Origin of the sequence: Pseudomonas sp. B21-051, from assembly GCF_024748795.1 — a bacterium.
GTDB classification, from domain to species: Bacteria; Pseudomonadota; Gammaproteobacteria; order Pseudomonadales; family Pseudomonadaceae; genus Aquipseudomonas; species Aquipseudomonas putida_A.
Window position 1 is genome coordinate 2,997,363 of sequence record NZ_CP087166.1, and the last position, 15,273, is coordinate 3,012,635.

Here is a 15,273-nt window from a genome sequence, read left to right on the forward strand (position 1 = left end):
TTCTTGAGTAACGGAACCTATGCGCCGGCCTCTAGCTGTACCAATTGCCGTTTGTCTGTTGCCGCTCGTCCTGACGGCGTGTGGCGACTCATCCGTCGTTGACGATCCCCGTACGCATGCCCCGTTGGTGAGGTCCGCTGCGGTTTCGGCGGCGTCCGAGGCTTCACGTGCTTTCACGGGGGTCGTGATCGCCCGCGTCGAGGCTGACCTTGGTTTTCGGGTCTCGGGCAAAATACTCGAGCGTCTGGTTGACACAGGCCAGACGGTCAAACAAGGTCAACCACTGATGCGTCTCGACCCGATTGATCTCGGGCTGCAGGCGCGGGCGCAGCAAGAGTCGGTCATGGCCGCTCGGGCGCGAGCCATACAAACCGCGGATGACGAGGCCCGGTATCGCGACCTGGTCGCCGCCGGTGCCATCTCGGCCTCGGCCTACGATCAGATCAAAGCCGCCGCAGATACCGCCAAAGCTCAGTTGAGCGCGGCGCAAGCGCAGGCTGACGTCGCTCGCAATGCGTCCGGTTATGCGGTGTTGCTTGCTGATTCCGATGGCGTGGTGGTGGAGACGCTGGCCGAGCCAGGACAAGTGGTGAGCCCCGGGCAAGCCGTGGTTCGACTGGCGCGGGCAGGGCAGCGCGAAGCCATCGTGCACCTGCCCGAGACGCTACGTCCGGCGGCAGGTTCGACCGCGCAGGCCACACTTTATGGCAACACCTCGGGTGCCGTGACAGCCAGGCTGCGGCTGCTGTCTGATTCGGCCGATCGCATGACGCGCACCTTTGAGGCGCGGTATGTGCTGGAGGGCGCGCTGGCCAATGCGCCGCTCGGTTCGACCGTTACGCTGCAGATCGCTGGCAGCCGCGCAAATGCACAGGTGTTGCAAGTGCCGCTGGCGGCGGTTTATGACCCAGGCAAAGGCCCCGGCCTCTGGGTGATTGCTGGCAACCCGACCAAGGTGAACTGGCGGCCTGTGCAGATATTGGGCGTGAGCGATGACATTGCGCGTGTCGACGGTGAACTCAAGGTCGGTGAGCAAGTTGTCGCTTTAGGCGCACATCTTCTGCGCGAGGGGGAGGAGGTGAGACTGGCTCAACAGGCTGACGTCCAGGTTGCCGGGAGCCGTCCATGAGCCAGGGACGCTTCAATCTTTCGGCGCTTGCCGTTCGCGAGCGTTCGATCACGGCGTTTCTGATCTTCCTGATCGGTGTTGCCGGGATCCTCGCGTTTTTTCAGCTCGGGCGCGCGGAGGACCCGCCGTTTACGGTCAAGCAGCTGACGGTCATTACGGCGTGGCCGGGCGCGACCGCGCAGGAAATGCAGGACCAGGTCGCCGAGCCGCTGGAAAAACGCCTGCAAGAGTTGAAATGGTACGACCGCACGGAAACCTACACTCGTCCGGGTCTGGCCTTCACCGTGGTGACACTGCTTGATCGTACACCGCCCTCCCAAGTGCAGGAGGAGTTCTACCAGGCGCGCAAAAAACTCGACGATGAGTCGATCAAGCTACCGGCCGGCGTGATTGGCCCGATGGTCAACGATGAGTTTGCAGATGTGACCTTTGCGTTGTTTGCCTTGAAAGCCAAAGGCGAGCCGCAGCGCCTGCTGGTACGTGATGCCGAATCGCTGCGCCAGCGCCTGTTGCATGTGCCAGGCGTGAAAAAGGTCAACATCATAGGTGAGCAGAGCGAGCGCATCTTTGTCTCTTTCTCCCATGAGCGGCTGGCCACACTGGGGGTGACCCCGCAGGATATTTTTGCCGCGCTGAACAATCAAAACGTACTGACGCCGGCCGGCTCGATTGAAACCAAGGGGCCAGAAGTCTTCCTGCGTCTCGACGGCGCCTTCGACAAGGTGCAGAAGATTCGTGACACACCGCTGGCGATTCAGGGACGTACCTTGAAGCTCTCGGACGTTGCGACGGTCGAGCGGGGTTACGAAGATCCGGCCACCTTCCTTGTGCGTAACAACGGTGAGGAAGCGCTGTTACTGGGTGTGGTAATGCGCGAGGGCTGGAACGGCCTGGACCTGGGCAAGGCACTGGACGTGGAGACCACCCGGATCAACGAAGGCATGCCACTGGGTATGACACTCAGCAAAGTCACCGATCAGTCGGTGAATATCAGTTCAGCCGTCGACGAGTTCATGATCAAGTTCTTCGTCGCCTTGCTGGTGGTGATGCTGGTGTGCTTTCTCAGCATGGGCTGGCACGTCGGTATTGTCGTGGCCGCAGCGGTGCCACTGACGCTCGCCGTGGTGTTTGTGGTGATGGCGGCAACGGGCAAGAACTTTGACCGGATCACCTTGGGGTCGCTGATCCTGGCGCTTGGACTGCTGGTGGACGACGCCATCATTGCGATCGAGATGATGGTGGTGAAAATGGAGGAGGGCTACGACCGTATCAAAGCGTCCGCGTATGCCTGGAGTCACACTGCCGCACCGATGCTTTCCGGCACGCTGGTGACCGCTATCGGCTTTCTGCCTAACGGCTTCGCGCAATCGACCGCTGGCGAGTACACCAGCAACATGTTCTGGATCGTAGGCATTGCGCTGATTGCCTCATGGGTGGTTGCGGTGGCCTTCACCCCCTATCTGGGCGTGAAGCTGTTGCCGGACATCAAACAGGTCGAAGGTGGTCACGCGGCCATTTACAACACGCCCAACTACAACCGCTTCCGCCGGATCTTGACGCGCGTGATTGCCCGCAAATGGCTGGTCGCCGGTACCGTGATCGCGACGTTTGTCCTGGCCGTTGTCGGCATGAGCCTGGTCAAGAAGCAGTTCTTCCCCACCTCGGACCGTCCCGAAGTGTTGATTGAAGTGCAAATGCCCTATGGAACCACCATCGAGCAGACAAGTATCACCACCGCCAAAGTCGAGGCCTGGCTGCAAAAGCAGAATGAAGCAAAAATCGTCACGGCCTATATCGGACAGGGTGCGCCGCGTTTCTACCTGGCCATGGCGCCGGAACTGCCTGATCCGTCTTTCGCGAAGATTGTGGTTTTGACGCAGAGTCAGGAGGCACGGGAAGTCCTCAAGCTCCGTCTGCGCGAGGCCGTCGCCGAAGGGCTGGCTCCAGAAGCGCGGGTCAGGGTGACGCAGTTGGTGTTTGGTCCGTATTCACCGTTTCCTGTCGCCTACCGGGTGATGGGGCCCGATCCCTCGACATTGCGTGAGATTGCCGCTCAGGTGCAGACCGTGATGCAGGCGAGCCCCTTGATGCGAACCGTCAATAGTGACTGGGGACCGCTGACACCCGCGCTGCATTTCACCCTGGATCAGGACCGCTTGCAGGCAGTGGGGCTGACCTCCAGCGCGGTCGCGCAGCAGTTGCAGTTTCTGCTTGCCGGGGTATCGATCACGGCCGTTCGTGAGGACATCCGTTCGGTACAGGTGATCGGGCGAGCAGCGGGTGATATCCGGCTCGACCCTGCAAAAATACAAGGTTTTACGCTGGTGGGCACGGCGGGCCAGCGGATTCCGCTGTCGCAAGTGGGGACAGTGGATGTGCGCATGGAGGATCCTGTCCTTCGGCGTCGTGACCGCACGCCGACCATTACTGTACGCGGCGACATTGCCGAAGGCTTGCAGCCTCCGGACGTTTCAGGCGTGATCACGAAGGCGCTGCAGCCGGTCATCGACACGCTGCCGGAGGGCTATCGTATCGAGCAATCGGGGGCGATCGAGGAGTCGGGCAAGGCCGGCCAAGCGATCTTGCCACTGCTGCCGATCATGATCGCCGTCACGCTGCTGATCATCATTCTGCAGGTGCGTTCGGTATCGGCAATGATCATGGTGTTCCTCACCTCGCCACTCGGGCTGATGGGTGTGGTGCCGACACTGCTGCTCTTCCAGCAGCCGTTCGGTATCAACGCCTTGGTCGGGTTGATCGCCCTGTCGGGGATTCTGATGCGTAATACGCTGATCCTGATCGGACAAATCCATCACAACGCACAAGAAGGACTTGATCCGTTTCACGCCTTGATCGAAGCCACGGTACAGCGTGCTCGCCCGGTACTGCTGACTGCGCTGGCGGCCATTCTCGCGTTCATTCCACTGACGCACTCGGTGTTCTGGGGCACGCTGGCTTACACACTGATCGGCGGCACGTTCGTCGGAACCATCGTGACGCTGGTGTTCTTGCCGGCGATGTACTCCATCTGGTTCAAGATCAGTAAGCCATAGCGTTGAAGCCATCTTCACCGTTCGCGGCTGCTACGGCAGTCGCGGGGCGGTTGTTGCGGTTGATTCCCCGAGCATTACGCTCTTCGAATGCTCGGGGCAGGCCGATCTGGACTGGAGTGCGTCGACTCAGGCGGCCTGGTACAGACGGCGTTCGAGCAGCGAACTACCCCGCAGACGATGGCTGGCCTTGGCCGCGGCCAGTACGGCCAGGTCCAGCAGCGGTTCGAGGGTGACGACGGTCATGTAGGCACTGCCAAAGGTCAGAACTGACAGGGCGTTTTCGGCTGTGAAGCCTTTTCCGTAGAAAGCCCAGAACGCCACCCAGGCGACAATGCCTGCCTGAAAGGCGGTCGACAGCCCCAGCGCTTGTCTGTAGCTCAGTTCCACATACGGCGTGTCGGGCGCAATGATGCGTTTCGCCAGGGCAGCGACTGCGCACAGCGGTACCAGTAGCGTGGTGACGTTCATGCCATATTGCGGCAGGTCGAATGGCGCGAAGAACAGGCCCTGAATCAGCAGCCCCAGGGCGAGACCCGCCGCAGCAGGTGCGGCGCCAAGCAGCAGAAACAGCGTTGACCCCAGGATGAGATGCACCTCGGAAACACCGACCGGATAGTGCGGCAGCAGCTCGAAGAAGCTGAAGACCAGGGCCGTGGCAGTGACAGTCCGGGCCAGCAGCGAAAAGACCCCACGCTCACCGATGGCTTGCGCAGCGAGTTTGACGGTGTAGGCGCCGACACCTGCGGCAGTGACATAGCTCAGCCAGAGTTTTCCGGCTTCCACCAGATCAGGTTCGATATGCATGACGAATGCTCCTTGGCCGCTTCGCGACCTCGACAGTAAAAAAACGGATGACTGCGGTTTCAGTTTGCGGCTCGGCTGATCGCTACCGGCTCGCGCCGTGGCAGGTGTTCGTGCTCGTGGGGCGGTGGGCAACTCGCATTAAGCAGCGTGACCGGTTGTCCGTGGGGCGTGTTCTCGTAGGCTTGCTGCCATTCCTCAGTGCGCCGGGTGATGTCTTCGAAAGCGGTCAAACCGAGTGCGGTGACCATGCTTTCCATGGCCGTAATCCACTGCCGGTAGTAAGCATCGTTGATGGTTTCTCCGGGCTGCGCCGGGCTTGCCTTGATCTCCTCGCTGAATGTCTGCACCCAGTCCTTCCAGGGAAACAGACCGGTTTGGTGCAGGTGTAGCAGCAGGGAAAAAGCCTGGGCCTGCCAGGGTTTGTCGAACACCGGGCCTTCAACGTCGAGGGACAGACCGGCGATGGGCGGGATGTGAAGCTTGCTGGCGTTCATACGGCCTCCAGATAGTTGTCCCACAGATCAATGCAGACACTGTCCGGTCGCGCCACGCCCCACAGTTCTGTCGCACTGAAGCGCACGGCATAGACCTGTTGCGGTTGTTCGCCCAGACCGTGGGCCATCGTGTCCGGGGTGGCAAACGCACCGTGTGCAATCTCGATGGTCCCGACCTTGCCGCGCGCGTAGCGTGGCAGTCGGGTGTGGGTGGTTGGATTGAAATTTTTCGTCCGCACTCGGTCACCAACCCGGAAACGGCCGGCGACCGGCTCCTTCGCCCTGGATGAAGCGCCGCCAAGAGTCACCGCCTCGACGATGTCTGGTGTGAGCACCGTTGGGGGCTGCGTCGGCGAGGCCGGTTTGAACGTGCCCTGCAGTTCGCCAGCGCTGATCACGCCTTTTTCCAGCAGCAGGGTCTCGAAGGCGTGCAGCCAGTGTTCGTAGTAACTCGACTGCAAGTATTCCGCCGGTTGCATGCGTTCGATGCAATGGCGGAATTCGTCGACATTGAAGTAGCCGCCGACGAAGAGCGAGGCAAAGAGCGGAAAGATCCTGCGTTCCCAGTCGTGATGGAACACCGGTTCATTGTCTTCGGTGAGCACCGGGCCGAACCCGTGCATACCGCCTAAGTCGTGTACACCGTTCATGGTTTTCTCCTTCGCGGGGTCAGGCTGCGTCGCCCGGTGTCTTGGCCAGGCCGGTACCGATCATGGCGTCACGCGTCACCAGCTCGACCAGGCGTTCCTCGCTCCAGCCGTCTGTGCCCGCCGGACGTTCCGGCAGTACCAGGTAGCGCAACTCGGCACTGCTGTCCCAGACCCGCACTTCCTTGTCTTCGGGAACAAGCAAACCGAATTCGGCCAGTACGCCGCGTGGATCGATGACTATCCGTGAGCGATAGGGCGCGGATTTGTACCAGGCGGGGGGCAGGCCCAACGTCGGCCAGGGGTAACAGGAGCACAGCGTGCAGACCGTCACGTTGTGCACGGTCGCGGTGTTCTCCACCACCACCATGTCTTCGCCCTGCACGCCGGAAAAACCCAGTTCGGCAATCGCCGCTGTGGCATCTTCCAGCAGCCGTTTTTTGTAATCGGGATCGAACCAGGCCTTGGCGACCACCTGAGCGCCGTTGCGCGGGCCGACCTTGTGCTGGTAAGTGTCCACCAGCGCATCCATGGCGGTCGGGTCGACCAGACCCTTTTCGATCAACAGGGATTCGAGCGCCTTGACGCGCAGGGCGATGGCCTCGGGGGGCTCGGTGTGATCGTGATCGTGATGATGTTCGTGCGTATGGCTCATGTATTGACCCCTCTGAATTTGCTACTCACGTTCAGCGCGATGCGCCGATTTACAGCGTCCGCCAATCGACAGAGGCCTCGAATACCGCTGCCGCTTGATACAGGGTGCCTTCGGCATAATGTTTTCCGACAAGCATCAGCCCCACGGGCAGTCCGTCCACCAGGCCGCAAGGGATCGACATCGCGGGGTGCCCGGTAATGTCCTGAGCGGCCGTATTGCCCAGCATCTCCAACGCACGCGTGACGGTTTCGGTGATTGAAGCACCCGGCTCAGGGAGTGGCTGGGCGGTGATCGGCACGGTCGGCATGACGAGCAGGTCATAGGTATTCAGCGCCCGGTCATAGGCGGCCCGGGCAAAGCGTGCAATGTTCTGGGCCTTGGCGTAGTAGCGACCGTGGTAGCGCTCCAGACCGAACTGACCCACGAACATGCACAGCTTGAGTGACGGCGACAGTGCGTCGGCCTGGTCACGCCAACCGGCCTGTTTGTCCAGCAGAGCCACGTCGTAAAGCCCTTTCCAGTTAAAACCCGCGCCGTTGCCGTGCATCATTTGCATGGTCAGGCCTTCACAGCCGATCGGGCTCCACAATGCCCCCGCCAGGTTGTGTTCGGGAACCGAGACTTCCTCGACCCGCGCACCCAACGCCTCGAGCCGGGCGATAGCGCTGCGCACCTTTTCTGCGATGCGCGGGTCCTGGTTAGCGAGTTGGAAACCTTCCTGGAGAATTCCGATCCGCAGTCCGGTCACGCCTCGTTCCAGATAATCGCTATAGGCATCGACCTCGGGCGCGCTCTGGCGCGGGTCGAGTCCGTCCGCTCCAGCCATCACTTCAAGCATCAGCGCGTTATCGCGGACGTTGCTCGTCATCGGGCCGACATGGTCGAAAGTTGCCTCGATCGCCATGACGCCGGTATAGGGCACCAGACCGAAGGTGGGCTTCATTCCATAAATGCCGCACCAGGCTGCCGGAATGCGGATGGAGCCGCCCTGGTCGCCACCGACAGCCAGGTCGACTTCACCCGACGCCACCAGCGCTGCGCTGCCGGAAGACGAGCCACCGGTGGTGAATCCATGGCGATAAGGATTGTGCACAGGGGCTGGGTCTGAGGTATGGCTACCACCGGAGAGGCAGTAATGTTCACAAGTGGCTTTGCCGAGGATGGTGGTGCCAGCGTCGAGCAGACGCGTCACCACAGTGGCATCAAACGAGGGTACGAATCCTTCCAATGGCGCGGCACCGTTCATCATCGGGACACCAGCCAGAGAGATATTGTCCTTGAGCGCAACCGTCTTGCCGGCAAGCTTGCCCGAACTGCCGCCCATTACCTCGGTTCTGTAGTACCAGGCGTTCAGCGGATTGTCCGTACTTGAAGGGCGGTAACCGGCACTGCGCTCGTAGCACACCGGGGGGATGAAGTCTGGCAACTCATCGACGAGATCGTAGGCATCAAAACTGGATTGCATGAGCGCCAGGTATTCGCTGGCTTGCTCGGGAGTCAGCTGTATGTGCAGGCGGCTGGCGAGATCCTGCACTTGTTCGAGCGTCGGGCGGATGATGGCCATGGGGTGTCCTGTGTCCTGTGCCAACCTGCTGGGTTGGCAATGTCTGTTCAAACGTCGTCTCGGAGAAGCCCGGTTACGGTGCGCACGATTGGCGATGTCACGACCGGGCTGGTATCAAGCTATCTGCGCACATTGAGCGGCGCTTGGTTGAGGAGGACATTCACTTGGTTGAGCGGGACGCCGTATTGCGGTGGCGCCGGTTTTTGCCGAGCGTGTCAGTCTTCGGATTCGGCCGTGGTCGGTTTCCGGGACGGTTTCCCGGGTTTCGGCCAGACAACCCCGACGCTCCTCATGCCTTTGGCCGGGTCCATTTCCGGGTGCGCGAGTACCACATCCCGATAGGAGGGGCTGCCGATCACCGCCGGTTTGAACTTGATGAGGAAGTCATTGACCTCCTTGCGCAGGTCCGGGGCCAGGCCGTAGTCGTCGTAGCAGGCCTCCAGACAATCGAGCACCGCTTGCCAGTGCACCTCGGTCAGCCCCATCCCGCGATGCGCGGTAACCATGTCTCTGCCCCTGTATTTGGCGCTGCCACCCCAGTGCTCGGAAAGGAAGTCGACAAAATTGATGTGTTCCTTCTGGAACGTCGACTCCGACATATGGGCCCAGATGTGGCCGATGGCGGGATGGCCCATCGTTTTTCTCAACACGGCGCCTGCGAACTGATAAATCGCGTCATAGCCGCCAAGACGGGTGTAGAGGGAAGGTTGTTGTTCTGCGGTGGGTTGCTGGTCGGTCATTGTCGGGTTACTCCGTTTAAGATCAGGGGCATCTCATGAGTCGGTTGGCACGCTTGATACGGGCTGCGCAGAGGAGGGGGGCTAGAAAATCCTGACGTAGCGCAGGTTCATGCGAAAGTCCTCTTTGGGGCCGTTCTCCACCGCAAGGTCGCGTCCAAGTTGCACCTGGAATTGGTCCCTGGCGGTCAGAAACTTTCTGGCCGTGAGGCGGACGTTGGTGGTTTCCATCCTGTCGTCCTGGTTGACACCATCGACCTGGTTTTCCCCACCCCAACTGTGGCCGAAGCCGATCGCCAGCGCCGTCGTCTCGTCGGGCATGTAGCGCCCCATCAACTGGGCGCCATAGGAAACGTCCTGCTCGCGACGGGCAGAGCTGGCGCCGTAGTCGTTGTTGTCCCCGTACCAGATGGCGTCACCGACGAGGTCGATGGCCCACTTTTCTGTGAAGTGCTTGACGTAAGCGGCCTGCAGATCGAATTTCCAACGGTTCTCGCCAAGGTTGAGCGCGTCGTCCTTGTCGTAGTTGCCAGTTGGCACGTACAGGTAAGCGGTCGCACCGAGAGTGTCGTTGGCGTCGTTGAGACGGTACTTGAGTGGCGCAGTAAGAATGAGGTCGCCGATGCCGCTGGCGTCGCCCAGCGCAGACGCATCTCCACCGCCCGAGATATGGCCGAAGGGCAACAGGAATTGCGGTTCGATGGTCAGCCGCTCGCTCAACTGGTAGACGTGCAGCAGACGCAAAATGCCGACGTCGGACGTCAGGTTGAAGTCGGAGCTGGTCTTGTGCCCGTTGGAATAGGCTTTGTCGGTGCTGGCATGCTGGTAGTAGACCACGCCGATGGTCGCGCCCACGGGGAGCGGCTCGTAGTCGCCAGGATCGACCTCGAGCGCGTGGGAGGAAAGACTGGGGAGCAGGGCTGCAAGCGCCAGGTAGCGGAACCGTTTCATGATCGAAGATCCTTTTTTCGGGCAAAAAGAGCCCCGCTATCGCCAGTCAGGCAACGCGCAGGGCTAAAAGTGGAGTCAGCGATGGAGTCAGGCGGGCGACACGTGTGCGTCGCGCATCATCCCGGTCTGCGGGTGGCAGTTGATGTACTCGAACAGTTGCTGGCTACCATCCGCCACCGAGACCTCGTGATACAGCCGCAGCTTCGAAAGACCGCCGATCACGCGGAAGAACGTGGTGAAAATGCGCAGGTGAGTGGGGTGGGATTCTGCCCAGCGCTCCAGCTTGTCGAGCGATCGCCAGTGACCGATGTCATAGGCGATGTCGAGCAGGTTGCCATCGAGGTCGATATTGCGTACGAAGCGGTTGCTATAGCAGCCCAGCGCCTGCCCCTCGTCACGCAGGAAGTTCATGCCGTCCTGCAGGGGCGGCAGCATCTCGTTGAAATAGAGCGCGCGTTCTTCCTCGCCGGCTTCGACCCAGTCTTGTCCGGAGCGGATCAGCGTCAGGTTGTCGTGGCCACGTACGACGACCCTGCCGCCCTTGGCCGGATCGCCTGAAATGACTTGCAGTTCACTGGTCGGCTGCATCCAGTCGGTCTGGGAGATGGCAAAGCGGTCGCGCGCCGAGCCCCAGTAGCCGTGCTCTTCAATCTCGCCGCTGATGCCGTCCATGACCGCACCGACGCCTGGCAAATCGTCCTTGAAGGCATACAGCGTTTCGAACTGCTCGGCGCGCGGGGCCATGACTTCGCGGAAATACCCCAGCCCCTCGCTCAGACGCGCATCGTCGCCCCACCAATTCGCCACCGGCGGTGAAAGCAGCCAACGGTGATAGGCGACGGGATCACGCCAGTAGCCCACGGCGATGAAGTTTCCATACCCCTGATTGTCGAGGTGGTAGGTCAGGTCGTAATGCCCGGGGCCATCGGCGAGGGCGAAGCTGGCGTCAATGTAGCGTATGGCCTGCAGGGCGGCGGCGCGTTGTTCTTCGCGAAATTGCACCCCGAGGTAAGCCATCACGACTTGCTTCACGTTTTCGTCAGCCCGTCCCACAAACATGGGGAAGGGTGGCTGGTATTCGTCGTGGACGCGACGCGACAAAGTCCGCGGACATTTCAGATGTTTATCGATTGCAGATTCCATGGGGGCTCCTTTATTCCCGTCTCAAACGGACGGTTCGCTGTTCTACAGGCCAGTGGATGTTGTTGTTTTGCGATCAGGACCACGCCATCGGCGTTGCAGCGCCAAGGTCCCGAGTTGCACCAGGTAACTGGCGAACTCTTCGGGTGCCATGTCCCAGCGCTGTAAAAACCAGGACGAATCGGACAGTCGCTGCTGTTCTCGTCGTTGCATGAGGCACCTCGTCATTGGTGTCGGGAGGGACACGGCATGGAGTGAAAATTATCGAGGGGAGATGGGATGTGCTTGGCTCGAATGGACAACCGTTTGGTTAAAAAGGACAGCCGTAAATGGCCAGCTCATCGATGCGCAGTGATGGTGCGGGGCTTGTGAAACAAGGGACGAAATGCTCAGGAAAGTTGCAGGGGAAGTGCTGGGGAGGCACTGTCTGCCAAGTGTGCGGAGGGCGATCTCGCGGCGCGGCTAAGCGCTGGGCGTGAGACTGAGCAGATGGCCTGATAATTGCTGAGCTCGCAAAAAACGTTACCACGCTTTTTTGTTGAACCGCCGCCGCGAGGTCCATGCAATGAGCCAGACATGTCAGTATTCAACGCTTGCCGTCACGGCGCCCCAACGGTTCGATTACTGGAAGGAGGTGGTGTGTCACCATTGCCTGGACGCCGACAGCAAACTGCTGGCGCAGAGCGATTTCGACGGAGCGCTGGAGGTGCATGGCATGGGGGCATTGGACATCTGCACGTTGTCCGCACCCTTGCATTATTGGGAGCGGACCGCCCAGCACCTGCGCAGCGACCCGAATGACGATTTGTGGTTGGGTTTTACCCGCAGCGGGTATGGCGAACTGGAGCAGGCTGACCGGCGGACGAAGCTGGCAGCGGACGATCTGTTCCTTTATGACGCATCCCAGCCCTTCAGATTCAGCTTCGGTGGTACCGATAACCACCTTGTGCGCATTCCGCGACAATTGCTCAGCCAGCGGCTGCCCGGCCTAGCGGAGTGCACCGCCATGGTTCTGGATGATCGTCGTCCAGGGGTAATTCCGTTACGCGAAATGTTGCGCCAGGCCGCGAGCATGGCTTCAGGCTTCCAAAAACCAGGCCTGTCCAGTCGTTATTCCAGCACGTTGCTCGACCTCTTGGTGGTCAGCCTGGAGCTTCAGGATTTAAAGCAGACACATGACGAGTTGGACCTGTACGGCCGAATCATGAATTACATCCATCAGTATCTGACCGAGGCGGATCTTTCACTCGAGCGCATTGCTCAAGCTCACCATGTCTCCACGCGCACAGTGACGCGCGCTTTCGCCCGCCATCAGAAATCGCCGGTCGCGGAAATCTGGAAGGCACGGTTGTTCGCCAGCCGCGACGCGATCGAGCGTGGTCAAGTCCGTAGCATTTCCCAGGCAGCGCTGGATTTTGGCTTCTCGGACTTCTCTCATTTCAGCCACGCTTTTCGCAAGACCTTCGGCATTGCTCCCCATACTCTTCTGCGGCGAGAGTGAAATGGATGGGCTTTAACGCTTCTCAAGCGAAAGACATTCAGCTTTTATCCACGGCTGCCATCTCTTGCTGACGCAGCACGGTTGCGTAGTGCGTTTCCACCCAATCGGCCAATTCGCGCACCCGTACTGCGGCTTCCATCCCCATAGGCGTCAGCGTGTATTCGACATGTGGCGGCACGACGTCATAGGCGTGACGCTCCACCATCCCATCGCCTTCCAACAACTGAAGCGTCTGCGCCAGCATTCGTTCGCTGACCCCGCCGATCTTGCGTCGTAACTGGCTGAACCGCAGCGTGCCAGGCAGCAGGGCAATCAGCACCAGCACACCCCAGCGGCTTGTCAGGTGGCTCAGGATTTCTCGCGACGGGCACTCTGGCGCGAGCACGTCGCCGCGCCTCAATCGTTCGGACAATGAGACTGCAGACGGCTTCTCTGATGATTTCGAAGGCGCGTTAGTATTCATGCACTTACCTTTTTGTACGTACTTACTTTAAGTAATCTAATTTCTTATATTCGCTCATGGCTGTTTCTTCAACTCTTCCGTTCACCAAGGAGTCACCGCATGAGCATTGCCGTTACTGGAGCCACCGGCCAACTGGGCCGCCTCGTCATCGAGCACCTGAAGCAGCGAGTTGCCGCGAGCAGTATTCTTGCCCTGGCGCGCAAGCCGGAACAGGCAGAAGGGCTGGGCGTTGCGGCAAGGGCGTTCGACTATTCCAGGGCCGAGATGCTGGATGCGGCGTTGTCCGGAGTGGAAACCTTGCTGTTGATCTCCTCCAGCGAAATCGGGCAACGTGCAGCGCAGCACACCAATGTCATCGCGGCGGCGAAGAGGGCGGGCATCCAGCGCATTGTCTACACCAGTGTGTTGCACGCCGACTCGTCCGTGTTGCAACTTGCCGATGAACACCGCGCAACCGAGGCTGCCCTCAAGGCGTCCGGACTTTCCTACACGCTGTTGCGCAATGGTTGGTACACAGAAAACCACACAGGTTTCGCTGGTATGGCACTGGCTAACGGCGCGCTGTTTGGTAGTGCAGGCGAAGGACGGATTTCCTCAGCGACACGCGAGGATCTGGCCGAAGCCGCCGCTGTGGTGTTGACTGCTGATGGCCATGAAAACGCGACCTATGAACTGGTCGGCGATAACTCATGGAAGCTTGCCGATCTGGCGGCAGAAATCTCGAAGCAGACCGGCAAGAACATCCCTTATCGCAACCTCCCGGAAGCCGACTACGCCGCCGCACTCGAAGGTGCCGGCTTGCCGAAGGAGCTCGCCGCAGCATTGGCTTCCTATGACGTCAGCGCTTCACAGGGAGCGCTCTACAGCAACGAGCGCGCTTTGGCTGAACTCATCGGGAGACCAACCACGCCGCTTGCTGTCAGCGTCGAACGTGCGCTGAAGACGCACTGACGAACTGCTGCCAAGCAGCAATGATCATGATCGGGCAGGCAGCTCTGATTGCCTGGAGCGAGGTCTGAAAGACACAGCGCAACAATAGTTGAAGAGGGGGGAAGTGAGGGCAGGGCCATGCCATTGGAAATGGCAGTTCAGTCATTGGAATGCCCAAAATACGGTTACAGTGGTCCTCCATGTCTGTTTCCGCGCATTTACACAAAGCGGTACCCGCGAACGTACAGAGGCAGAAAACCGCAAATCCATCGTTATGTGAACAATGAATAATCCGCTGTTTGTTGCTCTGGATGGTCCCAAAGGCACCGGCAAAACCACGCTGTTGGAGTCCGTTACGAAGGTGCTGAGGGCCGACAACAAGAAAGTCATCCGGGTTTGCGAGAGAAAAAGCGATCCTTTCAGGGGTGAAACCATGGCCCTGATCAACTCGCTTGTCAGAAATCCTTCCCGGGATCTGGAATGGGCTGTGTGCCAGCGCCTGGCTGATAGTCGGCGCTGGATTTCCCGACACGTGCTGACGCAGCAGCCGCTGGACAGCATCATCCTGATCGATCGCTGGTATCCGTCAGATGCCGCGTTTCGCCGAACCATCCCGTTTGCCGAGATTCTCCAATTGAACCTGGATCGAGACGTGCGCGTGCCGGATCTGCATGTCGGCGTCGTCACCAATCCGGATATTTCATGGGCAAGGGCTGCAACAAGATCGCGAGGATTGGGCGGCACTGTGATCCAGAAGTACGCAGAGCATGTGGCGTGTACGGAGATGTTCGAGCAAGCGGTCAAGGAGCACGGTTGGGTTCTGTGCCGTAATGAGGGAACGGTTGACGACGCTACGATGCAGGTGGTTTCTGAGATTTATAGGGTGCTGGGGTGATTGTTGGAATGAAGACAGGCGTTGGTGCATTGTTAACGGTACCTGAAAATAGGGGCGCGGCCCGACCAGCTACAGATTTTCACTGGTACAAAGTGGGTAAGGAAGTGGGGAATGTAGTGCCATCGGTAATGATTACTTGCTGCCCCAAAACGCCGCTCAGCCGTAGTTGATATCCAGGATGAATAGCGATCACAGCAAGATGCGTTTAGCCCTGCCTGTCAGCACTTTTCTTTACAGCCCAACAATGAAAAAACGCGTATTTATCAAGGTGTGAATGGCTCTCAGGAAAAAATGGCGTTAGCATTCGAGT

General features: G+C 59.8%; 14 protein-coding genes. 5 read left to right on the forward strand and 9 right to left on the reverse strand.

Annotated features, from left to right (window positions below; all coding sequences use genetic code 11):
* Positions 1-19: 19 nt before the first annotated feature.
* Together LOY52_RS13365 and LOY52_RS13370 are read left to right on the forward strand one after the other, a co-directional pair.
* Positions 20-1,129: an efflux RND transporter periplasmic adaptor subunit gene (locus LOY52_RS13365; RefSeq protein ID WP_258679795.1), complete on the forward strand. Its 1,110-nt coding sequence runs from the start codon at positions 20-22 to the stop codon at positions 1,127-1,129.
* Positions 1,126-4,182: an efflux RND transporter permease subunit gene (locus LOY52_RS13370; protein WP_258679796.1), complete on the forward strand. Its 3,057-nt coding sequence runs from the start codon at positions 1,126-1,128 to the stop codon at positions 4,180-4,182. Before LOY52_RS13365 ends, LOY52_RS13370 begins: the two co-directional genes overlap by 4 nt.
* 126 nt (positions 4,183-4,308) lie before the next feature.
* Here LOY52_RS13370 and LOY52_RS13375 read toward each other — a convergent pair whose 3' ends face one another.
* The 8 genes from LOY52_RS13375 to LOY52_RS13410 form a co-directional block, all read right to left on the reverse strand.
* Entirely contained in the window at positions 4,309-4,986 is a 678-nt protein-coding gene (locus LOY52_RS13375; protein WP_258679797.1) for an energy-coupling factor ABC transporter permease, read from the reverse strand.
* 59 nt (positions 4,987-5,045) lie between these two features.
* Positions 5,046-5,480: a nitrile hydratase accessory protein gene (locus tag LOY52_RS13380; RefSeq protein WP_258679798.1), complete on the reverse strand. Its 435-nt coding sequence runs from the start codon at positions 5,478-5,480 to the stop codon at positions 5,046-5,048.
* Positions 5,477-6,130, reverse strand: a complete 654-nt coding sequence (gene nthB / locus LOY52_RS13385) for a nitrile hydratase subunit beta (protein ID WP_258679799.1) — start codon at positions 6,128-6,130, stop codon at positions 5,477-5,479. Before nthB ends, LOY52_RS13380 begins: the two co-directional genes overlap by 4 nt.
* 19 nt (positions 6,131-6,149) lie before the next feature.
* The gene (gene nthA, locus LOY52_RS13390) at positions 6,150-6,782 is read right to left on the reverse strand and encodes a nitrile hydratase subunit alpha (RefSeq protein WP_258679800.1); all 633 of its coding nucleotides are present in this window, start codon (positions 6,780-6,782) and stop codon (positions 6,150-6,152) included.
* A 49-nt stretch (positions 6,783-6,831) separates the two neighbouring features.
* Positions 6,832-8,346 carry an amidase gene (locus LOY52_RS13395; RefSeq protein ID WP_258679801.1) on the reverse strand — a complete coding sequence of 505 codons (1,515 nt, stop codon included), beginning with the start codon at positions 8,344-8,346 and terminating at the stop codon, positions 6,832-6,834.
* Positions 8,347-8,561: 215 nt separating this feature from the next.
* Complete coding sequence (locus tag LOY52_RS13400) at positions 8,562-9,086, reverse strand: group 1 truncated hemoglobin (protein ID WP_258679802.1); 525 nt, start codon at positions 9,084-9,086, stop codon at positions 8,562-8,564.
* 81 nt (positions 9,087-9,167) lie between these two features.
* Positions 9,168-10,034, reverse strand: coding sequence for a transporter (locus LOY52_RS13405; RefSeq protein ID WP_258679803.1), 867 nt, complete (start codon positions 10,032-10,034; stop codon positions 9,168-9,170).
* A gap of 87 nt (positions 10,035-10,121) precedes the next feature.
* On the reverse strand, positions 10,122-11,177 hold the full coding sequence (locus LOY52_RS13410; protein WP_097089776.1) for a phenylacetaldoxime dehydratase family protein: 1,056 nt from the start codon (positions 11,175-11,177) through the stop codon (positions 10,122-10,124).
* Positions 11,178-11,739: 562 nt separating this feature from the next.
* On the opposite strand from LOY52_RS13410, the gene LOY52_RS13415 reads away from it, so the two are divergent.
* The gene (locus LOY52_RS13415; RefSeq protein ID WP_258679804.1) at positions 11,740-12,675 is read left to right on the forward strand and encodes a helix-turn-helix domain-containing protein; all 936 of its coding nucleotides are present in this window, start codon (positions 11,740-11,742) and stop codon (positions 12,673-12,675) included.
* A 37-nt stretch (positions 12,676-12,712) separates the two neighbouring features.
* Here the strand turns inward: LOY52_RS13415 and LOY52_RS13420 are convergent, their stop codons facing one another.
* Positions 12,713-13,138 carry a helix-turn-helix domain-containing protein gene (locus LOY52_RS13420; protein ID WP_258679805.1) on the reverse strand — a complete coding sequence of 142 codons (426 nt, stop codon included), beginning with the start codon at positions 13,136-13,138 and terminating at the stop codon, positions 12,713-12,715.
* 99 nt (positions 13,139-13,237) lie between these two features.
* Between LOY52_RS13420 and LOY52_RS13425 the strand changes: the two genes are divergently transcribed.
* Both LOY52_RS13425 and LOY52_RS13430 read left to right on the forward strand, forming a co-directional pair.
* The gene (locus LOY52_RS13425) at positions 13,238-14,089 is read left to right on the forward strand and encodes an SDR family oxidoreductase (protein WP_258679806.1); all 852 of its coding nucleotides are present in this window, start codon (positions 13,238-13,240) and stop codon (positions 14,087-14,089) included.
* Between the two features lie 262 nt (positions 14,090-14,351).
* A complete protein-coding gene (locus tag LOY52_RS13430; RefSeq protein ID WP_258679807.1) occupies positions 14,352-14,963 on the forward strand; it encodes a dTMP kinase in 612 nt (203 codons plus the stop codon).
* Positions 14,964-15,273: the final 310 nt, after the last annotated feature.